Origin of the sequence: Dactylosporangium sp. NPDC051541 (genome assembly GCF_044454505.1) — a bacterium.
In the GTDB taxonomy this organism is placed as follows: domain Bacteria; phylum Actinomycetota; class Actinomycetes; order Mycobacteriales; family Micromonosporaceae; genus Dactylosporangium.
Map to the genome: position 1 here is coordinate 69027 of NZ_JBITDU010000010.1, position 22287 is coordinate 91313.

Sequence of the window (22287 nt, forward strand, 5' to 3'; positions counted from 1 at the left end):
CCAGGCGCACGGTGACCGCGACCACCCCCGCGAAAACGGCGCCGCCGGCCGAGGAGGCCGGCGGCGCCGCCGCGCCCCGCCCCAAGCGCTGGAAGCTCAACCTGCGCCGGGACCGCTCGCTGCTGATCATGACGCTGCCGGCCGTGGTGCTGCTCGCCGTCTTCGCCTACGCCCCCATGCTCGGGCTGATCACGGCGTTCCAGGAATACGACATCTACAACGGTTTCTGGTACAGCCCATACGTCGGACTGGATCAGTTCCAGCGGCTGCTGAGCGACACGATCTTCTGGCACGCGCTCGAGAACACCCTGGTGCTCAGCGCCGTGCAGCTGGCGCTGTACTTCCCGGTCCCGATCGCCCTCGCCCTGCTGTTCAACGAGGTGGCGAACGGGCGCGTCCGCTCGTTCGTGCAGTCGATCGTGTACCTGCCGCACTTCTTCTCCTGGGTCCTGGTCGTCACCGTGTTCCAGGAGATGCTCGGCGGGGCCGGGGCTCTCAACGCCCTCCTGCGCCGGCACGGCTGGGAGACGTGGGACATCATGACGAACGCCGACGCGTTCAAGTACCTCGTCACGGCGCAGGCGGTGTGGAAGGAGGCCGGCTGGGGGATCATCGTGTTCCTGGCCGCGCTCGCCGCCATCGACCAGTCGCTGTATGAGGCCGCGGCCGCCGACGGGGCCGGCAAGTGGCGCCGGATGTGGCACATCACGCTGCCGGGGATGCGCAGCGTCATCGTGCTCATGCTGGTGCTGCGGCTCGGCAACGCCCTCACCGTGGGCTTCGAGCAGATGCTCATCCAGCGCGACGCCGTCGGCCGGGACGCCGCCGAGGTGCTCGACACGTTCGCCTACTACTACGGCGTCGTCAACAACAACTTCAGTTACGGCGCGGCCGCCGGCCTGTTCAAGGGCATATTGTCCCTGCTGCTGATCCTGGCCGCGAACAAGCTTGCGCACGCCTTCGGCGAGGACGGGTTGTACCGTAGAGATGACCGTTGATACTTCACTCGCGCCGCCGCGACCGCGCCGCAAGCACGACGGCCCGGTCTGGGAAGAGCGCTCCGGCCCGGTCGGGCAGGGGCTCAAGGGGATCACGCTCGTCGTCGTGGTCCTGCTCATCGTGTTTCCGCTGTGGTCGATCGTGCTCACCAGCTTCTCCACCCAGGGCGCGATCAACAAGGCCGGCGGCCTGGTGACCGTCCCCGGCGAGCTGACGGTCGAGGCCTACCACCAGATCTTCACCAACCAGCTCGTCACCCACTCGCTGCTGGTCAGCCTGGCGATCGCCGTCATCGGCACGTTCATCTCGATGGTGGTGACCGTCCTGTGCGCCTACGGGCTGTCCCGGCACGGCTCGTTCGGGCACCGGTTCATCCTGATGTTCCTGGTCGTCACGATGTTCTTCAGCGGCGGCCTGATCCCGACGTTCCTCGTGGTCAGCGAGCTGGGTGGCTACGGCGCCTACTGGTCGCTGATCCTGCCGAGCGCGGTGTCGGTGTTCAACATCCTGGTGATGCGCAGCTTCTTCAGCAGTACCGCCCCGGAGCTGCTCGACGCCGCCCGCGTCGACGGGGCGGGGGAGTGGCGCATCCTGTGGTCGGTGGTCCTGCCGACCTCGCGCGCGGTGCTGGCCGTCATCACGCTCTTCTACGCCGTGGGCTACTGGAACAGTTTCTTCAACGCGCTGCTGTACCTGCCCGACAACGGCAAGTGGCCGCTGCAGGTCGTCATGTACCTCTACACGCTGCAGGGCGCCAGCATGCCCGGCTCCGGCGTCACCGGCACGGGCCAGTACGCCGGCCATCAGGAGATCGCCACGCTCTCGCTGCAGATGGCCGTCGTGACCCTGACGCTGATCCCGATCGTCCTCGTCTATCCGTTCGTCCAGCGCCACTTCACCAAGGGCATGCTGGTCGGCGCGATCAAGGGCTGAGGCCGTGCCCGACCTCGGTGACGCGACCCGCGGGCGGCTGCTGTTCGGCGGCGACTACAACCCCGAGCAGTGGCCGCCGGAGGTGTGGCCGCAGGACGTGCGGCTCATGCGGCAGGCCGGCGTCAACCTGGCGACGGTCGGCGTCTTCGCGTGGGCGGCCCTCGAACCGGTACCGGGCGAGTACGACTTCGGCTGGCTCGACACCGTCCTGGAACTGTTGCACGGGGCCGGGATCGGGGTCGCGCTGGCCACGCCGACCGCGTCCCCGCCGCCGTGGCTCGGCCACCGGCACCCCGAGACCCTCCCGCAGGGCCCGGACGGAGTCCGCCGCCACTACGGCTCCCGCATGCACTACTGCCCGAGCGCCCCCGCCTACCGCGCCGCCGCCCTGGCCGTCACCGCGGCCCTGGCCGGTCGGTACGCCCACCACCCGGCCCTGCGGATGTGGCACATCGGCAACGAGTTCGGCACCGTCTGCCACTGCGGCCTGTGCGCGGAACGCTTCCGCGGCTGGCTGCGGACCCGCTACGGGGACCTGGAGGGGCTCAACGCCGCTTGGGGAACAAACGTCTGGTCGCAGCGGTACTCCCAGTGGCCGGAGATATCGCCGCCAGTGACCGTGCAGTACATCGGCAACCCGTTACAGGACCTCGATTTTCAGCGGTTCTCCTCCGACCTGCTCCTGGAGTGTTACATCGCCGAACGCGACGCGGTCCGCGCCGCCGGTGCCGACGTGCCGGTCACCACGAACTTCATGGACTTCTACCGCCCCGTCGACGGCTGGCGCTGGGCGGCCGAGGAGGACTTCGTCAGCCTCGACACCTATCCGGACCCGAACGACCCCCGGGCCCCGATGCTCGGCGCGATGTCCAAGGACGTCATGCGATCCCTCGGCGGCGGACCGTGGCTGCTCATGGAGCAGTCACCGGGCGCGGCCAGCTGGCGCCCGGTCGCCACGCCGAAGCGGCCCGGCCTCAACCGGCTGTGGTCGCTGCAGGCCCTGGCCCGCGGCGCCGACGGCGTCCTGCACTTCCAGTGGCGGGCGTCGCGGCAGGGCCTGGAGCGTGCGCACGGTGCGATGCTGCCGCACGCCGGCCCCGGCTCCCGCGTGTTCCGGGAGATCTGCGACCTCGGGGCCGAGCTCGGCGCGTTGTCCGATGTGGACGGTCTGCTGGGCGCGGACGTCCACGCCGACGTGGCGATCGTGCTGGACTGGGACGCGTGGCGGGCGGTCGAGCTGCCGCACCAGCCGCATCACGAGTTCCGCTACGTCGACCGGCTCACCGAGTACTACGAGCCGCTCTGGAACGCGAACATCACCTGCGACTTCGCTCCTGCCACCGGGAATCTGGGGCGGTATCGGCTCGTGCTGGTGCCCAACCTGTATCAGGTGTCGGCGGTCGCCGCGGCCTCGTTGGCCGAGTACGTGTCCCGTGGGGGCACCCTTGTGCTCGGTCCGTTCAGCGGTGTTGCCGACCCCGATGAGCGGATCTACACCGGGGGGTGGCCCGGGCCGCTGCGTGAGGTCTTCGGTGTGCGGGTCGAGGAGCACTGGCCGCTGGCCGACGGTGCTTCGCTGGTCGTCGAGTCGGAGGAGCTCGGGCCGTTCACGGCCGGCACATGGGCCGAGTGGGTCGAGGTTGACGCCGGTGCCGGTGCCGGTGCCGACGCCGGCGGTGCGTCGGTCGTCGCGGCGGTGGGTGGTGGGGCCGGGTCGGGGTCCGGTGGGCCGCTCGCCGGGCGGCCGCTGATATTCCGCAACCGGTACGGGGCGGGGACGGCCTGGTACGTCGGCACCCTGCCGTCAGCGGACGGGCTCGGTCGACTGCTGGCCCGGGTCTGCGCCGACGCTGGGGTCGGGCCGGTGCTGGACGGGCTCGCGCCGGGTGTGGAAGCCGTGCGGCGGGGCCCAGTCGTGTTCCTGCTCGACCATGACGCGGGCACGGTCGAGGTGCGGCATGACGTGTTACCGCATTGAGGTTGGCATGACGCGTTACGGCATTGAGGTTTGGCATGACGCGCTACCGCATTGACGTCACGGCGCCGGCCGCCGAGTTCGAGGAGGGCTTCCCGATCGGCAACGGCCGGCTCGGGGCGATGCTCCACGGCCGGCCCGGCGTCGAGCTCGCCGATCTGAACGCCGACACGTTCTGGTCCGGCGGCCCCATTGTCTCCCCGGCCGGCCCGGCCCCGGCCCACCTCCTGCCGGCCGTGCGCGCGGCCGTGGCCGCCGGCGACCATGCGCGCGCCGAATCCCTGGCCCGGCAGCTGCAGGGCACGGCGTACACCCAGTCGTATCAACCGCTCGGGCAACTGGAGTGGCGCCACGGCGACCAGCGGGACATCACCGGCTATCACCGGCACCTGGATCTGTTACACGCTGAAACGGTGACAGCGTATTCGGCGGTGTCCGGCCCGGTCCGCGTGACCGCGTTCGTGTCCGCCCCCGACGGCATCCTCGTCCTGACCGCGGCCGGCGCGGGTGTCGTACCGGCCGCCGTCGCCCCCCGACTGCACAGCCCCCATCCCGGTGTCACGGCGTCTCGGATCGTCGACCCGGCCGCCGGCCCGTGCCTGGTCTGGACCGGCCGGGCCCCCGCGCACGTCCTGCCGAACTATGTCGTCGACCGCCGACCGGCCGTCGTCTACGCCACCGACGCACCCGACGCGGACGGCACCGTCGCGGCCGGGATGGGTTTCGCGGTGGCCACTGCCGTCCGCCGCACCACCGACGGCCTGCGCCTGCTGGTGGCCGTGGAGACCGGCTTCCGCGGCCACGACCGCCGCCCGATCGCCGACGGTACGACCCTCACCAACGCCGCCGTGGCCCGCCTGGCCGCCGCCCTGGCCCGCGCCCCGCAGGACCTGCGCACCCGCCACGTCTCGGACCATCGCCACCTGTTCGACCGCGCCGACCTCGACCTCTCGGCGTCGGCGGCGCTCGCGGGCACTTCGTCCGCCGCTGAGCTGTTGTTCCACTACGGCCGCTATCTACTCATCGCCTCCTCCCGCCCCGGCAGCCAGCCCGCCAACCTGCAGGGCATCTGGAACGCCGACGTGCGCCCGGGCTGGAGCAGCAACTGGACCCTGAACATCAACACCGAGATGAACTACTGGGCGGCCGAGAGCACCGCGCTGGAACAGTTGCACGAGCCGCTCCTCGCCCTGACCCGCGATCTGGCCGTCACCGGCGAGCGAACCGCCGCCCGCCACTACGCGGCCCGCGGCGCCGCCGTGCACCACAACAGCGACCTGTGGCGGTTCACGGCCCCCGTCCCCGGCGATCCGCAGTGGGCGAACTGGCCGTCGGCCCTGCTGTGGCTGGCCGCGCACGTCTGGGACCACCTGGCGTACGGCGCCGGCCCGGACTTCGGCCGGGCCACGGCCCTGCCCGTCCTGCGCGCGGCCACCCGCTGCCTCCTCGACCTGCTGGTCCCCGACGCCGAGGGTGCCCTGGTCGTCAGCCCGTCGACGTCACCGGAGCACCACTTCCGGTTCGGCGCGCACGATTTCGCCGCCACATCCTGGGGCTGCGCCCTGGACCAGGAGCTCGCCCGGGAGGTACTGACCAGGTTCGTGGCCCTGTCCGCCCGCTGGCCGGCCCCACCGGACGCCGCCCTGGCCCGGGACGCCGCCACCGCACTGCGGACCCTGCGCCCGGTCCCGACCGGCCCGGACGGCGCGCTGCTGGAGTGGTACGACGACCGCCCGCCCCGCGAGCCGGGCCACCGCCACCTGTCCCATCTGTACGGCCTCTACCCGGGCACCCGCATCACCGAGACGGGCACACCCGCCGACTTCACCGCCGCCCGCCGGGCCCTGTCGATCCGGCTGGAACACGGCTCAGGCCACACCGGCTGGAGCCGCGCCTGGATCCTGGCCCTGGCCGCCCGCCTCCGCGACCCCGACCTGGCCGCGGAGACCATCACCGCCATGCTGCACGAGCTCTGCTCGGTGTCGCTGCTGACGCTGCACCCGGATGCCGGCCGCCCGAGCGGCCAGATCTTCCAGATCGACGGCAACCTCGGCGTCGTGGCCGGCCTGACCGAACTGCTGATCCAGAGCCACGACGGCGCGATCGCGTTCCTGCGTGCCCTGCCACCCGACTGGCCCGCCGGAACGGTGACCGGCATCCGCTGCCGCGGCGGCCACACCGCTTCGGTGACCTGGGACGCCGGCCGCCTGTGGTCGGCGTCGGTGGTGGCGGGCGCGATCGGCCCGCTGACCATCGAACTGACCGGCCCGGCCACGGTACGCACAGCCGACGGCCGGCCGGTACCCACGATCGAAGTGGCCGGCGCCCCACCGGGCCGCCACCGCCTGTGCTGGGCCGCCCGCAACGGCACCGGGTACCTGATCAACTAGCTGGAACAGCGCACCGCCAGGAACCGCGGCAGGCCCCGCCAGTCACCCCGCCCGAGCGGCTCGACCAGGCGCTCGATCCGAAACCCGCACCCGGCCAGTGCGTTGATCCACGTGGCGAGCGTCCGATGGTGCCAGCCGATGTTGTGGACGGCCTTGACCGGCCCGCCGGTGGAGGTGGACCAGAAGCGCTCGTCGGTGTACCGCCCGACAACCCGCCGCCCGTCCACCCAGCCGGCGCCCGGATGGTCGAGCACCGGATGCGGCACCACGGCGACGAGCGCCCCACCGGCCCGCAACACCCGCCGCACCTCCCCGAGCGCGGCGTCGAGCGGATCGGTGTGATGCAGCACCAGCACGGCACAGACCGCCGCGAACGTCCCGTCGCCGAACCCGTCCAGCCGCTCGGCCCGCCCGAGCTCGTACCGGATGCCGAGCGGCTCCGCGGCCTCCGCCCCCCGCGCCAGCTCGACCAGCCGCGCGGTGGGATCAACCCCGACGACCCGCGCCCCGGCCCGGGCCAGCCGCCGGCTCACGTGCCCTTCCCCGCATCCGAGGTCGAGCACGCCCCGGCCCCGGACATCGCCCAGGAGCTCGAGCGCGGTGGAGGCGGCCAGGTCGTTGAAGCCTCTCGCGGGATCGGCGACCATCCCCGCATACCAGTCCGCCGCCTCATCCCACCCCGGCACGTGCGCCACCCCCACCTCTCGCCTACCGTTCGGCCCGCAGGCCGGAGCCATCGGGTGATTGTCGCAGCGTGCGAGCCACTGATTCGATCCACGCGACGACGTCCGGGTTACTCGCAGTGATCGTTCCGCCGACCGCGGCGGCCATCGCCACAAGTGGTGGTGAGACTCGCCCGGTGAAGAACAGCACCGGACCGGCGAACCCGGCTTCACGCAACGCTCGCAGGTCGTCGAAGCCGACTTCCTCTCCGCCGCGTTCCACGTCGGAGATGACAGCATCGGGCAGAAACACCGAGTACGTCCGGCGAGCGCTCGTTCCGTCCAGGGCTGTACGAATCTGGGCACCACGGTGCATGAACGCGTTGATCAGCGTTTCATTTCCCTCCGGGTGGTCGTCGATCCACAGCAGCCTCAGCCCACTCAGGTCTTTCCGCGGTCCGATGTCCTGCTCCCAGGCCGTCGGCATTGTCCGCAGAGGTCGCAGCCGCAGCCGCTCCTGCAGCCGGAGGCGCTCGGCCGCGTCGCCGAACTCGCGTAGCAGGTCGAGGAAATCGTCATTGTCGACGAGCATGCGCAGTCCGCGGGGTATCCGCTCGTCCAGTTGCGCCAGGCAGCCTTGCCACGCCGCTTGGTCAGGGTCCGCCGGACGAGGCACCTTCCATCGATGCAGGACCTCCAACGTCACGTGAATCGGCTCCGACGACTGCCCGCCCTCACGTAGCCAGTCGCGGGCCTGCCGATAGCTCAGGACGTCGAGCACCACGTCGCCGGTGGTGTGCACGATTTCTTGATAGAACTCCGGGTAGAAGTGCTGCAGGACAACGGCCTTCATCAGATCGTCGGTTGCCGAGTCACGCCATTGCGGGTCGACTTGATACTCGGTGACGAAACTGTTGATCAGACGTTTGACCCGGCGAGGGTTGCCCAGGGATTGGCGGCCGACCAGCCGCACCAGCGGCTCCGTGAACAACTCGGAGGTGCCGGACCGCTGTGCGTATCCCTCGATCATTCCCCGCGTCGTCGCCTCGGCCGGTGCGGGAATCTGGTAGCTGACCTGGATGATCTTCTCGAGATAGTGCCGGACGTGAGCCGGACGGTCCGCTCCAGCCAGCGTCACACGCTCCAGCACAGCGATGTCGAATCCGAGCACGAATGCCACCCCGGGTACATCGAGGTATAACTTGATGACTTCACAGATCTCGACGACGGTCAGATCGTCGCACCGGTCGAGGTCGTCGACGAACACGACAATCGTCCGGCTCGGTGCACCGGCCTTACCGGCCCAGCCGGTGATCGCCTCCGCGATGATCCGCCGGGCGTCATCAGGTGCCGACGCATCGACCGACATGCGCTCCCAGAGTTGGTCCAGCGCGCGGTCCGCTCGAAAGAATCCAGCCACAACGGTCAGACCAAGCCGTAGCGAGTCGGTCAAAATGCCATTGTGTCGCAGGCGGTTGAAGGATCGTCGCACGATGCTCCGGTCCACCTGCTCCAAGACAAGTTTGAGGACGCCTTTGAGGGCGCTGACGCCACTGGCCGTCCAGGCGTTGAACCAGGCGACCCGCACCTCGTTGCGGGCTCGCAGATCGGCTGCGAGCTGGCGCATGAGCGTGCTCTTGCCGGTACCCCAGCCACCCTGGATCGCCAGCACGAACGGCGTGTTTCCTCTTGAGTCGTGCACCAGATCGGCCAGCCTGCTCGCCACCTGCGACGTGCCGAGCAGGTCTGGAAATCTGTCGTCGATCGGCAGATCGTTCAACAGGTGAAAACCGCCATCGCCCGAGGCGTACATGAGGCTCAGCGTAAATCGCGTAGCCGGTCATCACGAGGGCATTGTCTCGCACGGTCGGCCGGTCGGCTGACGCGAGTACAGGAAAACGGTCATCCGGCCTGGGCCGAATGCCTATGGCGGTCCGCAGGTGGTTGTCGGCGCGGATCTGTTCGGTGCGGTCCGGCGGGAAACGGTGGAACTGCGGATACGGGTGGCCCATCCCCGGTCAGGCGACTTCATTGCCGTTTCTTCGGCGGCGTCGGCACCGTTTGACACCGCGCTGGCCGCGCTCGTCCCGGCGCTGGCCGGCAAGGACCAATTGACGGTCGCCAACTCCGCTCGCGCGGGAGTCGCAGAGGTGAGCGCCATGCTCGGCCCGCTGGTGTTCGCGATCGGATACGGCCGCCGGCCCGATGCCGGGCCGTTCCTGCTGAACGCCGCGAGCTTCCTGATCTCGGCGATCATTCTGGTCCGGTTGCCGCGAATCGCAGTACCCCCGGATGATTGTCTTGAAGGATCGCGCCGATCGCTGCTGCGCGATGTGTCCGTCGGCTGGCAGGCCATGAAGGGTCGTCCGGCAATATGGCGACTGGTCGGCGCCGATATCCTCGAAAGCGCCGTCTTCGGCGCCTGACGGTGCTGCTGCTCCTGCTGAGTCACCGCGTTACCGGTCGACGGGAGCTACGGCACGCTCATGGCGGCGACCGGCATCGGCGGTGGCGTGGCGGCGTTCGGCACCGCGTGGCTCGGCCGCCGGCTCCGGCCCCTGCCGCTGGTGCGCATGGCCCTGCTCGGCACCGCCGGCTCGCTGCTGCTGCTCGGCATCCTCGCCGATCAGCTGACCGTCGTCGTCGCCGCGATCCTCGGCGGCACCAACGTCGTCACGGAGATCCAGTGCGACTCGGCCGTGCAGGCGCAGCTCGACGACGACGTGCTGGGGCGCGCCTTCGGGCTGGTCCTGCCCGCCTGCAGGCTGGCGACCGTCGCCGGAACGGCCGCGGCCCAGGTGCTGGCCGATGCCCTCTCGTTGCGTGGGGTCTGCGTGCTGCTCGGCGTCCTGGTCCTCGAGTACGTGCCGATCGCCACGCTCGGCCGGGGATGCCGGTCGGCGCGGCGCCCGGGCCGACCCGGGAATGACGACTCGCGCCGGCCCGTCTACGGGGCCGGTCAGGTGATGGTGGTGGCGGGGGTCGGCGCCCGGGCGGGTGAGCAGGTTCGGGACCTCGTGGTCGGGCTGGCCGTGCAGCAGCAGGGCGGTTGTTCCCTGCTCGAACGCGGTGAGGATCGAACGGCCGAAGCCGAGGGCCGAGTAGAAGGCGGCGGCGAAGATCGTGGCGGACCGGTCGCTGATCGGGCGGCGCATGCCGACGACGTGGTCGATGTGCTGGCTGATCGCCTGGGCCTGGATGTCGGAGTAGCAGGCGTTGAGGACGACCACGCGGACCTCGTCGCGCATGGTGCGGAACATCGCGGCGAGCGCGGCCGGCGGGACCGGGCGGCGGTCGCCGTCGCCGTCCGAGAGCGTGATCATGCCGGTCGGGTCGCCGTGGCCGCTGAAATGCACGATGCGCGGGCGGTGCTCGTTGCAGTGCTGCAGCAGGTCGGCGGGGCGGACGGCCCAGCGGGTGACGAGTTCGAAGACGTCGCGGTCGCCGGCCAGGCGGAGCCGTTCGCCGACCTCGCGGGCCTCCTCGTCGAGCGCGAGCCGGGGTGTGCCGAGCGGGTTGGCGGCGAGCCACAGGATGCGGATCCGTGGCCGCGCCGGCGACGCCTCCGGGCGGGCGGGCTGGAACGCGGTGGCGTTGGTGCCGAACGCGGCCGGGCCGTGCATGGTGGTGGGGCCGTTGAAGACGATGCCGTCGCCGCCGCCGTTCGCCGTCATGCCGATGCTCCCGTCGGCTGCGGTGCGGCCTGGAAAGCGGACGCGTTGGTGCCGAACGCGGCCGGGCCGTGCATGGTGGTCGCTCCGTTGAAGACGGTTGTCGTCTGGACGCTGGTCATCTGCATGCGGAACTCGGAGGTGTCCACGCCCGAACGCTCGAGGTAGTCCAGCACCGTCGACAGGACCGTGCGCTCGACCAGCTTGAGGTACTTGTTCGCGTCGAGGGACTGCAGGAACGTCTGTACCTCGCCGGCCGCGGCGAGTTCCCGGGCGCACAGCCGCGCACCGTGCTCGTACGAGCGGAACAGCTTCGCGTCCTCGCGCGCCTCCCGCACCCGGTAGTTGTGCAGGGCGATCTGACGCAGGTGCCGGGTGAGGCGCACGGGCGCGGCGACGGAGTTCAGCCAGTCCGACAGGAGGCTGGGCAGCGACCGCGCGATGAGATACCCCATCGCCGGTCGCAGCCGGTCGACGAGCCGGTACTCGTCCGCAACCGGCGGCAGCACGCTGCGGATGAACTCGATGTAGAGCTTGCCGCCCTCGACCGCGACGTGGATGAACGCGGAGATGACGACGTCCTGGGCCTGCGCCGGCAGCGCGACGCTCCCGTCGCGCAGCCGCACGTCGCGGCCTTCGACGGCGACGAGGACGTGCAGGTAGTGCCGGATGCCGCCCTGCGGCTGCTCGGTGATCGCGGCGATCACCTCCGGGGTGGCGCCCTGCAGCGGCGTGTGGTGGAGCGGGTCGATGAGCGGGTCGCCGTGGCCGCGCTCACCGCCGGCGACGATCCGGTCGAGGAGGCGGACACCGGGGACGCGCTGGTGCGGCGGGAGCGCCGGGTCCTGCAGCCGCATGAGCGAGTCGCGGATCAGCTGCTGCAGCCGCACCGCGGAGATGGCGCGCGGGTCGAACGTCTCCCGGGTGAACCGCTCGTTGCCGTGCCGGGCACCGTCGCGCACCGCGGCGCCCTGCAGCAGCACGGCCATCGACCATTGCAGTTCGCTGCGGCCGGCGCCGATGAACGGGTCGCGGGAGTGCAGCGAGACATTGCCGCGCTGGGCGGCCGCGAGCCAGGCCACCCGCTGCTCGATCCGGGCGTTCGGCAGTGTCGGCAGCGGCGCCCGGGTGCCGGGCGCGAGCGTGCGGGTCAGCGTGTGCAGGCTGCGCACCCGGCCGATGAGGGCGACCACCAGCGTCGCCAGGGCGAGGATCAGCGGCAGCGCCACAACCAGCACGACCAGCGACGTGTTGTACAGCTCCGAGATCCGGCCCGGCAGGTCGCCGGCCGGGCTCGTGGTGTCGTACCGGCCGGTTGCCGACGCGTCCGGCCGGTCCGGCGACGCGAGCAAGAACAGCGGGCTGAACCAGCCGACGCAGCAGTAGAGCACCGGTGAGAGCGCGATCAGCGCCCAGCCGGCCCGGGTCCGCAGGGAGTCGCCGCGCCACCCGCGCCGCAGCGTGCGGATGCCGGCGGCGAGGGCCAGCCAGGCAAGGGTGGCGCCCGGTACGAGCACCAGCCCGGTGACGATGACGGAGGTGAGCATGGCTTCGCGGACGACGAGCATCCGCCGGGCCCGGAACGCGTGGCGGATCACCGGCTCGATGTCGAAGCCGAGGGACAGCGGCACCGAGCGCTGGTCGTCCCCGGTGGTCTCGCCGATGATCTTGTACGCGAAGTCGTCGTTGAGGTAGGCGGCCGCGCACAGCTGGCGCGTGGTGTCGTTGAGCGGCAGCCGCTGTGTCGCGGCCGGGTGCCCGAACGACGTCCGCCGGCCGTTGACCGGCCCCGGCTGGCCGGGAACGACCGGGTGACCCGCGGGGGCCGCCGTCACCGCGGCGGCCGGGCCGGAGAAGCACTCATGACCCTTACTTGTACCGATCCGCGAACCGGACTCCACCGGGCGTTCGCCCGAGTTCGGCGGCCGATGGGTTGGCCACGACGGGGGTACGCCGAAAGGGCGGCTTCGGCCCGCTTGACAGCGGCCGGTTCCGACAGGATTTAATAGTTGTCTATATTTGGAGGTAGCTATGCGTCGGGCCCGGGCTCTGCTGGTGTCCGCCGCCGTTCTGGCCGTGCTCGTCCCGGCCACCGCGGCCGAGGCGGCACCGGGCGTGACGGCGTTCGAGCGCACGGCCGGGACCGCGTGGTGGCACGACCCGGCCGACGGGCGGCTGACGGTGAGCCTGGACGACACCGTCTCGTCGGCGACCCTCGTGCGGGCGGTGCGGCGCTCCGGCGGGGTCGTCATCCGGGAGCCGGGGGTACTGCGCCGGCACATCGCCGGCGCCGACCCGTTCTTCGGCGCGAGCAGCGGGCGGTGCCTGATCGGGTTCAACGCGCGGTCGCTGCCGGACTACTACTTCCTGACGTCGGCCCACTGCGTCGGTGCGGTCGGCTCGGCGGTGTACGGGGATAGCGCCCACACCGTCGTCCTCGGCGCGGTCGCGACGAAGAACGTCACCTACGACTACGCGCTCGTGCACTACACGAACACGGCGATCGCCAAGCCCAGCGCCGTCCACCTGCCGAACGGGACCCTCAGCCCGATCACCGGCTTCGGCCCGGGCACCGTGGGGCAGGCGGTGACGCGGACCGGTACCAGCGGCATCCACACGGGCCGGATCACCGCACTGAACGCGACGGTCAACTACGCCGACGGTACGGTCGTGGGCCTGATCCGCACCTCCGTGTGCAGCGAGCCCGGCGACAGCGGCGGGCCCCTGTTCGCCGGCACCGTCGGGCTGGGCCTGACGTCGGGCGGCAGCGGCAACTGCACCAGCGGGGGCACGACCTACTTCGCCTCGGCCGCCCGCGCCGCCACCGGCTACGGCGTGGCGCCCTATTAGCGTTCATGCGCTAGCGTGCGCTGCGTGTCGAATTCGCTGGACGCCGCCATCGTCGCGGTCACCGTGTACCCCACGCAGGCACGCGTCACCCGGCGCGGGCGGATCGAGCTGGCCGCCGGGGAGCAGAGCGTCGAGGTCGGGCCACTGCCGCTGACCTTCGACGGGGACTCGATCCGGGTCAGCGGCAAGGGGCCGGCGACCGTGCTCGGCGTCGACGTCGTCCTGCGGCGGCGGGACAAGCCGGCTGACGCGACCGTCGGGGCCGTGACCGAAGAGCGGCGCCGGCTCGAGACCGAGTCGGGCGAGATCGATGACGCTGAGATGGTACTGCGCCAGCGTCAGGCCTTCCTCATCGCGCTGGGCGAGCGGGCCACCGGGGCCTACGCGCGGGCGCTGGCCGGCGGGGACACGGCGGCCGAGGCGGTCACCGCGTTCAGCGCCACCATGGGCGGCGAGCTGGCCGCGGTCCTGGCCGGGGTGCGCGAGCTGGAGCGGCGGCGCAAGGACATCGCCGACCGGATCGCTGCCCTGGACCGGCAGCTGCGCGACCTGTCCGGCAAGCGTCAGCCGGACGCCCGGTTCGCCGTCGTCGTCCTGGCCGTGTCGGAGCCGGGCCGGGTCGAGCTCGACGTGTCCTACCAGGTGCCGGAGGCGGGCTGGCGGTCCACCTACGACGTGCGGCTGACCGGTGACACGCTGCAGCTGAGCTGGTTCGGCCTGGTCGAGCAGCGCACCGGCGAGGACTGGCCGGAGTGCGAGCTGGCCCTGTCGACCGCCCGGACGTCGGGGACGGCGACGATTCCGGAGCTGTCGCCGTGGTACCTCGACCCGTTCGTCCCGGCACCGCCGATCTACGCGTCCCGGGCGTACGGCGGCGCACCCGGGGGCCCGCCGCCCGCACCGATGGCGGCGGCCGCGCCCATGACCCAGCCGATGGCCGAGATGGCCCTGGACCTCGCCCCGCCGATGCGGCAGAGCCAGGCCCGGGTGGAGGAGGGCGCGACCGCGGCCACCTACCGGCCCGCGCGCGCCGTGGCCGTCCCCGCCGACGGCTCCACCGCCCGCGCGACGATCGCCGTGCTGGACCTGGCGGCGCACCTCGATCACGTCACGGCGCCGGCGAACGCACTGGATGTACACCTGCGGGCTCTTGCGACGAACTCGTCCGCGCACACGTTTCCGCCGGGCCCCGCCGCGGTGTTCCACGAGGCGGACTTCGTGAGCCGCACGGCCCTGTCGACCTGGGCCCCGGGCGAGGAGCTCGAGCTCGCCCTCGGCCTCGACGACCGGGTCCGGGTGGAGCGGGAGCTGGTCCGCCGCACGGCGACGAAGGCGACGCTGGGCTCGACCCGCCGCCGTGAGGTCGAATACCGCACGACGGTCACCAACTACACGGGCCGCGCGATCCGCCTGACGGTCCTGGACCAGCTGCCGGTCAGCCGCCACGAGGGCATCACGGTCAAGGAGCACGTGGTCGAGCCGCCGCCGGCCGAGCGCACCGACCTGGGCGTGCTCACGTGGCGCGCCACCCTGCCGGAGGGCCAGGTGTACTCCCTGCGGCTGGGCTACCGCGTGGAGACCTCGAAGGGCATCGAGCTGTCCGGCTGGCGCGAATGATGATATGAGCCGGCTGACATCTATCGATATTGATTAATGCGTTCTAGCGTGGGGGGTCTAGGAGGTACCCCCATGCTCAGACGCAGATTGGCCGCCGTCCTGCTGGCGCTGGCCACCCTGGCCGGCGTCCAGGTCGTCACCACCGCCCCCGCCTTCGCCGCCGTCCGCACCCTGTACTACGACTCCAGCCAGGCCCAGGAGTTCGTCCCCGTCGTCGACCAGGCCGCGAGCCTGTGGAACACGAAGGTGACGAGCGTCCGATTCGTGAAGGTCGGCGCCGGCCAGAGCGCGAACGTGCGCGTGTACGCCGACAACGGCTGGCCCCGCACCTACACGTCGTCGCTCGGCAACGGCTACTGGTACATGGGCCGGGAGGCGGTCAACGACGGCTACTACCGCCTGCGCATCGCCACCCACGAGTTCGGCCACATCCTGGGCCTGCCGGACAACCGCACGGGCCTGTGCAGTGACCTGATGTCGGGCAGCAGCGCCCCGGTCTCCTGCACCAACGCCAACCCGAGCACCGCCGAGGCGGCCCGCGTCCAGCGCAACTTCGCCGGCGGCTTCGCCCCGGCCACGGACGGCGCCGAGGTCGTCTACATCGGCTGACCCGCCCCGGGGCCGCGCCCACCCGGCGCGGCCCCGCTCGGCCTGCGGTCCCGGCCGCCCGGCGTTACGTTGAGGTCGCGACGTCACGACGGCAGGGAGGTGCGCCGGTGGCCGACGACACGGTCCGCGCGATGACGTGGAATGTGTGGTGGCGGTTCGGCCCGCACTGGCGTGACCGGCAGCCGGGCATCCGCGCGACCCTGGAGCGGGTCCGCCCGGACGTCGTGGCGCTGCAGGAAACCTGGGCCGGTGGCGGCACGAGCCAGGCGGACGAACTCGCCGGCGCGCTCGGGATGCACGCGGTGTTCGCCGCGCCGTCGTACCCGCCCGCGCCACCGGCCGGCGACGAGGCGGACTGGGTCGGGATCGAGCTGGGCATCGCCGTGCTGAGCCGGTGGCCGATCCGCGACCACGCCACGAAGGTGCTGCCGGCCCGGCACCGCGCCTGGGACCCGGTCGCGTTGACCGTCCGCGTCGAACACCCGGCCGGGCCGCTGCCGATCGTCGCCGCCTGCCTCGACTACGGCGTCCCGTACACCGACGACCGCATCGCCCAGGGCGCGTGCATAGCCGACGCGGCGACCGACCCGGCGTTCGACGGCCCGTGCCCGGTGCTGCTGATGGGCGACCTCAACGCGGCCGTCGACTCTCCGGTGCTGCGGCCGGTGCGCGACGTGCTGACCGACGCCTGGAGCGCCGGCGGCGGACCGGCCGACGCGGTCACCTTGCCGTCGACGCATCCGTCCGCGCCGCTGGAGGCCGGCCCGCAGCTGATCGACCAGCGCATCGACCACATCTTCTTCCGCCCCGGCCGGGAGGACCAGCACGTGCTGGTGGACGGGGTACGGCTGGCCGGCGAACCGGTCGGCGGCACCTACCCGTCCGACCACCTGGCCGTCGTCGCCGACCTGCGCTGGCGCGAGTGAGGGCGTGCTCCTCAGCCGCGGGCCGGGCGGTAGGCGACCGTGGTCAGCAGCAGCATGCACGCCAGCCAGGCCGACGGGAGTGCCAGTGTCGCCGGCCAGTGGGGCAGTGGCAGGTCGGGCCGTTCGGTCGCGGCGCCGAAGACCGGGAGCGACCAACCCGTCAGGCGCCACACCGCCAGGGACGCGCCCAGGCCGAGGATGCCACCGATCAGGACCAGGCCGGGGTACACCCACCCGACCGACCGCAGCCGCACGCCCTGGGTCCGCAGGGCGGTGTGGTCCGCGGTCCGCGCCGACCGGTCCACCGCCGCGATCATCAGCAGCCCCCCGGCCGCGAGCAGCACCGCGAGGGCGCCGGTGAACAGGTGGAACCACAGTGCCAGCGCCGGGCCCTCGCGGTCGAGGCGGGCGCGGACCGTGGCGGTGTCGCGGTCGGCGGTGATCTGCAGGCCCTGGTCGGTCAGGCGTTGTACCGCGTCGGGCGGGGCGGCGGCGGTGAGCCAGACCTCCGGTGCGCGGGCCGCGCCGCCGTCGGCGGAGACGCGGTCGGCGTACTCCAGGTCGACCAGTGCGCCCGTCGAGCCGACCCGCGGGAGGGCGGCGGCGCGACCCGCGGTGCGGACGTCCGTCGGGAGGCCGTCCAGACCGGCAAGACGATTCGGCAGCGGTACCGTCGCCACGACCGGCAAGGGATAGGGCGCGTCGGCGGGCTGGAGCCAGGCGCCGTCGGTCAGCACGCCCTTGACCGTGAAGCGCAGGCCGTCGCCGGTGGCGGTCAGGGTGCCGCCGGTCGCGCGCCAGCGGTCGGCGTCGGCCAGGTCCGCGGCGGGCGCCGAGAGGCCGCGCAGCGTGATGACGGCGTCGATCGCGGCCCCGCCGATGCGGTCGGAGCTCAGCTTCAGGGCGGCCAGGCGGCAGCCGTCGGTGCAGACCGCGTCCGTGCGGGTCAGCGTGTAGGGGCCGGCGGCGACCGTGCCCAGGTCGAGGACGGCGGAGCCGCGGCCGGTCACGGACTCCAGGACGGCCTTGATCCGGACCGGCTCGTTGCCGGTGCTGGTCACGTCCACGTCGAAGCGGGCCGCCTTGCCCTCCAGGACGACCGGGTCGCGGGCCGGCGGGTGCAGGAGGGCGGGGAGCCGGGCCGGGTCGAGGTCGCCGTACTGCCGCAGCCACGGCACCACGGCCGGGAGTCGCGGCGTGTCCACGGCCAGCTTGGCCGGCTCGCCGGGGGCGCCGGGCGGGAGCTGCGCGACGGCCATCGCCCAGCGGCCGGCCGGGTCCGCGGTCCGCACGGCGTGCAGGAGCTGCTGGCGGGTGGCCGGGCCGATCGCGAGGACCCGGGTGCCGCCGGTGCCGATGCGGGCGGCCAGGTCGCGGTCCTGTGCGGCCACGTCGGTGGCGCTGACGGCGTAGCCGAGCACGGCCACGGCGGTGATGAGCAGGAGCAGCATCCGCTGGGCGGCCGGGCGGCGACCGGCCTGCAGGGCGGCCAGGGCGAGGCCCAGGTGGCCGCGGCGCAGCGCCGAGCGGCCCAAGGCGCGGGCGGCCGGAGCGAGCAGGCGGGCGCCGGCCACGGCGAGGGCGGCGATGCACAGGGCCGGGGCGAGCAGGCCCACGCCGTCGAGGCGGCCGCCGGTGGTGAACAGCTGGACCAGGGCGGCCGCGGCCAGGACGGCGACGACGACGGCGGAGCGCCAGCCCAGCCGGGGGCGCCGGCGGACCCGCTGCAGCAGCTCGGTGACCGGGCCGGCCAGGTGGCGGCGCTGAGCGAGGAGGGCGACGGCGACGGCACCCAGGGCGGTGAGGGCGGCCAGGCCGGTACCGTCCGCATTCCCGAGCCCGGCCGCGACCGGGACGCCGGGCAGGCGCCAGCCGACCAGCGCGGCCACCGCGAGGCGGCCCGCGATCAGGCCGGCGACGGACCCGGCCAGGATCGCGGCGACCGGCTCGCCGATCGCCAGGAGGAGCCGGTGCCACCAGCGGGCCCCGCGCAGCGCGACGACAGCGAGCTCGGGGCGGCGGCCCTCGGCGCCGTAGTCGACGGCCAGGTACAGGGCCAGGTAGGCGAGCAGCAGCAGTGGCACGGCCCCGGCGGGGACGCTGCGGCGGGCCAGGTCGCGGCTCTGCTCGACCCGGTCGGCCAGGGCGGGCAGGTTCGTCGTCACCTGGTAGGCCCCGCCGACGGCCTTGGCCCGCTGCTGCAGCTGGGCCAGGCGGGCGCGCAGGGCCGGGAGGTCGTCGAAGACCGCGGGGTCGGCGGTGGCGTCGAGGGCGACGGCGGCCTGCTGCGGCTGGAGCCGCTCGATGGTGGCGGCGTTGGTGAGGACCGGGCCGGTGCCGGTGACGACGCCGACGATCACGACCTCGCTGAACGGGCCGTCGGGGGTGAAGAAGGACACGCCGCTGAGCGAGTTGGACACGATCCGGGCGTAGGCGATCGTGGCCCGGTCGCCGGCCTCGAGCTCGAGCCGGTCGGCCGTCTCGGCGTTGATCAGGATCTCGCCGGCGCCGAGCAGGCAGCGGCCGGAGCGCAGTGTCACATGGGCGCAGGCGTCCTGGCGGTACTCGAGGTGGGAGCCGCCGTCGCCGCCCGGCTCCAGGCCGACGACCGGGAACCGCACCGAGTAGGTGTGGGTGAAGCCGGGCTGGTCGAGCAGGGCCCCGGCGACGCTGTCGAAGTCGATGCTGTAGGCGGTGCCGCGCACGTCGGCCTCGGCGGTGACGGTGATGGCCCGCTCGTCGGGGCGGGCCGCGGCGACCTCGCCCTGGGTGACGGCGACGTCGACGGCGGCCAGGTAGGCGGGCACGGCCACGGTCGCGCCGACCGCGAACAGGCTCAGCAGCACCAGGGCGACGGCCTGGCCGCGGCGGGTCCGCAGCATCGCCAGGACGAGCGCGATCATCGGACCCCCTGCACGCGCAGCGCCCGGGTCTCGGCCGCGCGGACGCGGCGCTCGACCGAGCCGGCGGCGGCGACGGCGACCGCGGCCAGCAGCAGCCCGGCGACGGCGGTGGCGAGCCGGAACCGGTCGGCCAGGGCGCTGCCCCGCTCGGCCAGGCGGGCCCGGTGCTGTGCCGCGGTCTCGGAGCCGGTGACCTCGACACCGGCCGCGGCGAGCCGGTCGATCAGCGCGGCCGCGCGGGCCGCGGACACGCCCGCGGACAGCCACACCTGCAGGGTGCCCGGGTTGCCGGGGGCGGGCACGGCCCGGTGGAACGCGTCGAGGTCGACGATCAGCCCGGCCCGGCCCAGGACCGGCAGGACGGCGGCCCGGGCGACGATGCGCAGCGGCTGGACCGGGGCGCCGAACGGGCCCGCGGACGGCTCGGCCGACGCCCAGTCCCGCGGTGGCTCCCCGGCCAGGACGGCGGGGATCGGCAGCGCCCCGTCGACGACGTACGCCTGGCTGTCGGGCCGGGTGTCGGCGTCCGGGACGGCGAGGGTCAGGACGCCGCGCGCGGGGGCGACGACGATGCCGGGGCCGGACAGGGCCGCTCTCCAGCGGGCCGGGTCGCCGAGCGCGGCCGCGTCCAGGACGAGCGCGCTGGGGCCGGTCTGGCGCGCGGACAGTACCGACAACGATGCTGTGGGTGGAGGGGCTTCGGGCTTGCCGTCGCGGTCGCCGGGGCCGACCAGGGTGAGCCCGGCGATCCGGCAGCCGCGTTCGCGGCCTGAACCTCCCGGCGCCGGCCCGGGGGCGTCGCGGCAGCCGGTGACGGGCGCGGTCGCGGTCCGCTCGCCGGGCGGGAACGGGCCGAGGACCACCGAGCCGTTGACGCCGGTGGTCTGGTTGGTGAGCTGGACGACGAGGCGCAGCGGGCCGCCGGAGTCGTTGCGGGCGGCCACGGTCAGGGCGGTCCCGTCGATCGCGGCGAGGTCGGGCCGGCGGCTCGGGGTGAGGGTGGCGGCGATGGCGGGGGAGAGGGCGCCGGCGCCGTGGGTGACGGCCGTGAGCCGGGCCGCGTCCACGGCCAGGACCGGTGGCGAGGACGCGTCGTCGCGGGCGACCGCCATGGCGTCCTGGCCTTGGGGATCCGCCAGGTGTACCGCATGCAGCAGCGCCGTCTGGTTGGCCGCCCGCACCGTCAGGACCCGCTCGGCGCCCAGCTCCAGCTCGGTCTGCTCGGCCCGCGCGGTGCGCCCGGCGAGCAGGTCGCTCCCGGCCAGCCCGAGCAGCGCGACGGCGACGGTGACGAGGGCGAAGATCCGGTCCGTGCCCGGCCGCCGGTGGTAGTGCAGGGCGGCCAGGGTGAGCCGGACCCGCCCGGCCCGCAGCGCCGCCCGCCCGGTCCAGCCGGCGAGGGCCGTGACCAGGCGGGCCAGGACGGTCGCGGCGGCCAGGGTCAGCAGGACCGGGGCGATCACGCCGAGGCCCGTTGACGTGGGGGAGGACCGCAGCTGGATCAGCGCCACGGCGGCGCCCGCCAGGAGCACCACGTCGAACACCGCCGCTCCGCGCTTTCCGGTCGCGCGGGAGCGGCGCAGGAGCTCGGCGACCGGGGTGCGCAGCAGCGGCAGGTCGGCCAGGACGAGCAGGGCCAGCCCGGCGGCGACGGCGACGGCCGCGGCGATCCCGGCCGGGGGCAGCGCGCGGGCGGGGACAGCCGCTCCGGCGGCGAGGCGGGCCGCGGCCCCGCCGAGCGCCAGGCCGAACGGCAGTGCCGCCAGCATCGGCAGGAGCTGCTGCCAGACGGTCAGCCGGGCGGTCCGCAGGCGGGTCGTGCCGCGCAGCTTCAGCAGGGCGTAGTCGGGGCGGCGGTCCTGCGCGGTGTACCGGCCGACGATCCCGAGCGCGAGGGCGCACAGCACGAGGGCCTGCACCCAGCCCGCGAGGACGCCGCGGCGGATGGCCGCGCGGTCGCCGGCGACCCGGGTGAGCAGCTCGTCCGGCGGGCCGGTGTAGGCGAACCCGGCCGACTTGAGCGCGTAGCCGGTCGCGTCCAGGCCGTCCTCGAGCAGCGTCCGCGGTGTCTCGGTGGTGTAGACGGCCGTCGGCGCGGCGAGCACGCCGGTGAACGCGCCGACGGGGACGAACACCGGGTCGACGGTCTCCTCGCCGGCGGCGATGCGGCCGGACGGGAACGCGGGGTCGCTCCACCACTCGCCGCTGGGGTCGGTGCGCTCGTAGAGGCCGATGACCGTCACCGTGAGCGGCGGCGCCGACCCGGCCTGCTGGGCGCGCAGCTCGAGGCGGTCGCCGGGCTTGACGTGCAGTACCCCGGCGGCGGCCCGGCTCACGACGGCCTCCCCGACCGCGGCCGGGCAGGCGCCGTCGATGCGCATCCGCGCGCAGGCGCCGTCGCGGTAGGCGAGGGGCACCAGCTTGCCGATCCCGTCGGCCCGGGCGACAAGCGTCTGGGTCAGGCCGAGCGTGACCGGGCCGTGCGGTGGCGGCATGAGGGCCGCGGCCGCGCGTGCGAACCCGTCGAGCGCCGCGGCCGGGTCCGCGCCCGTCCCCACCGGGCGGCGCACCGACAGCAGCCGGTCCGCGGCCGTGGTCCCGGCGAGGTCGGCGGCGGTGGTGCGGTCGGCGGCGGCCGCGTCGAACAACGGCCCGGCCGCGGCGACGGCGACGAACAGCGTGGCGAGGGCGAACCCGGCGAGACTCTGCGCACCCCGGCGGCGCAGCGCGCCCAAGACCAACCGCAGCATCG

Annotated in this window: 15 protein-coding genes; 9 read left to right on the top strand and 6 right to left on the bottom strand. The window is 73.3% G+C overall.

Features of this window, described 5'->3' with window-relative positions:
- The first annotated feature begins 11 nt into the window (after positions 1-11).
- Genes ACIA8L_RS36790 through ACIA8L_RS36805 form a run of 4 tightly spaced genes read left to right on the top strand, consistent with a single transcriptional unit; the run spans position 12 to position 6297 of the window.
- A complete protein-coding gene (locus tag ACIA8L_RS36790; RefSeq protein ID WP_395911857.1) occupies positions 12-998 on the top strand; it encodes an ABC transporter permease in 987 nt (328 codons plus the stop codon).
- Positions 988-1932 carry a carbohydrate ABC transporter permease gene (locus tag ACIA8L_RS36795; protein ID WP_395911858.1) on the top strand — a complete coding sequence of 315 codons (945 nt, stop codon included), beginning with the start codon at positions 988-990 and terminating at the stop codon, positions 1930-1932. The genes ACIA8L_RS36790 and ACIA8L_RS36795 overlap by 11 nt, the downstream gene beginning before the upstream one ends.
- A gap of 4 nt (positions 1933-1936) precedes the next feature.
- The gene (locus tag ACIA8L_RS36800; protein ID WP_395911860.1) at positions 1937-3910 is read left to right on the top strand and encodes a beta-galactosidase; all 1974 of its coding nucleotides are present in this window, start codon (positions 1937-1939) and stop codon (positions 3908-3910) included.
- Positions 3911-3945: 35 nt separating this feature from the next.
- Positions 3946-6297 carry a glycosyl hydrolase family 95 catalytic domain-containing protein gene (locus tag ACIA8L_RS36805; protein WP_395911862.1) on the top strand — a complete coding sequence of 784 codons (2352 nt, stop codon included), beginning with the start codon at positions 3946-3948 and terminating at the stop codon, positions 6295-6297.
- On the opposite strand, the gene ACIA8L_RS36810 is transcribed toward ACIA8L_RS36805, so the two are convergent.
- A complete protein-coding gene (locus tag ACIA8L_RS36810; RefSeq protein WP_395911864.1) occupies positions 6294-6983 on the bottom strand; it encodes a class I SAM-dependent methyltransferase in 690 nt (229 codons plus the stop codon). The two genes, ACIA8L_RS36805 and ACIA8L_RS36810, sit on opposite strands and share 4 nt — an antisense overlap.
- Before the next feature lie 22 nt (positions 6984-7005).
- Positions 7006-8772 carry a P-loop NTPase fold protein gene (locus ACIA8L_RS36815; RefSeq protein WP_395911866.1) on the bottom strand — a complete coding sequence of 589 codons (1767 nt, stop codon included), beginning with the start codon at positions 8770-8772 and terminating at the stop codon, positions 7006-7008.
- Between the two features lie 127 nt (positions 8773-8899).
- Here ACIA8L_RS36815 and ACIA8L_RS36820 point away from each other — a divergent pair, with 127 nt between their 5' ends.
- Positions 8900-9385, top strand: a complete 486-nt coding sequence (locus ACIA8L_RS36820; RefSeq protein ID WP_395911868.1) for a hypothetical protein — start codon at positions 8900-8902, stop codon at positions 9383-9385.
- Positions 9386-9415: 30 nt separating this feature from the next.
- Here the strand turns inward: ACIA8L_RS36820 and ACIA8L_RS36825 are convergent, their stop codons facing one another.
- Positions 9416-10633, bottom strand: a complete 1218-nt coding sequence (locus ACIA8L_RS36825) for a CHAT domain-containing protein (RefSeq protein ID WP_395911870.1) — start codon at positions 10631-10633, stop codon at positions 9416-9418.
- Entirely contained in the window at positions 10630-12531 is a 1902-nt protein-coding gene (locus tag ACIA8L_RS36830) for a hypothetical protein (RefSeq protein ID WP_395911872.1), read from the bottom strand. Before ACIA8L_RS36830 ends, ACIA8L_RS36825 begins: the two co-directional genes overlap by 4 nt.
- A 130-nt stretch (positions 12532-12661) precedes the next feature.
- Between ACIA8L_RS36830 and ACIA8L_RS36835 the strand changes: the two genes are divergently transcribed.
- From ACIA8L_RS36835 to ACIA8L_RS36850, 4 genes are all read left to right on the top strand, one after another.
- Complete coding sequence (locus tag ACIA8L_RS36835) at positions 12662-13480, top strand: S1 family peptidase (protein ID WP_395911874.1); 819 nt, start codon at positions 12662-12664, stop codon at positions 13478-13480.
- A 24-nt stretch (positions 13481-13504) separates the two neighbouring features.
- On the top strand, positions 13505-15097 hold the full coding sequence (locus tag ACIA8L_RS36840) for a mucoidy inhibitor MuiA family protein (protein WP_395911876.1): 1593 nt from the start codon (positions 13505-13507) through the stop codon (positions 15095-15097).
- Positions 15098-15169: 72 nt separating this feature from the next.
- Positions 15170-15706, top strand: coding sequence for a snapalysin family zinc-dependent metalloprotease (locus ACIA8L_RS36845; RefSeq protein ID WP_395911878.1), 537 nt, complete (start codon positions 15170-15172; stop codon positions 15704-15706).
- 107 nt (positions 15707-15813) lie between these two features.
- Positions 15814-16632 (top strand): endonuclease/exonuclease/phosphatase family protein, encoded by an 819-nt coding sequence (locus ACIA8L_RS36850; protein WP_395911879.1) that lies wholly within the window; start codon positions 15814-15816, stop codon positions 16630-16632.
- An 11-nt stretch (positions 16633-16643) separates the two neighbouring features.
- Here the strand turns inward: ACIA8L_RS36850 and ACIA8L_RS36855 are convergent, their stop codons facing one another.
- Both ACIA8L_RS36855 and ACIA8L_RS36860 read right to left on the bottom strand, forming a co-directional pair.
- The gene (locus tag ACIA8L_RS36855; RefSeq protein ID WP_395911881.1) at positions 16644-19535 is read right to left on the bottom strand and encodes a hypothetical protein; all 2892 of its coding nucleotides are present in this window, start codon (positions 19533-19535) and stop codon (positions 16644-16646) included.
- On the bottom strand, positions 19532-22285 hold the full coding sequence (locus ACIA8L_RS36860; RefSeq protein ID WP_395911883.1) for an FtsX-like permease family protein: 2754 nt from the start codon (positions 22283-22285) through the stop codon (positions 19532-19534). Before ACIA8L_RS36860 ends, ACIA8L_RS36855 begins: the two co-directional genes overlap by 4 nt.
- Between the last annotated feature and the right edge of the window lie 2 nt (positions 22286-22287).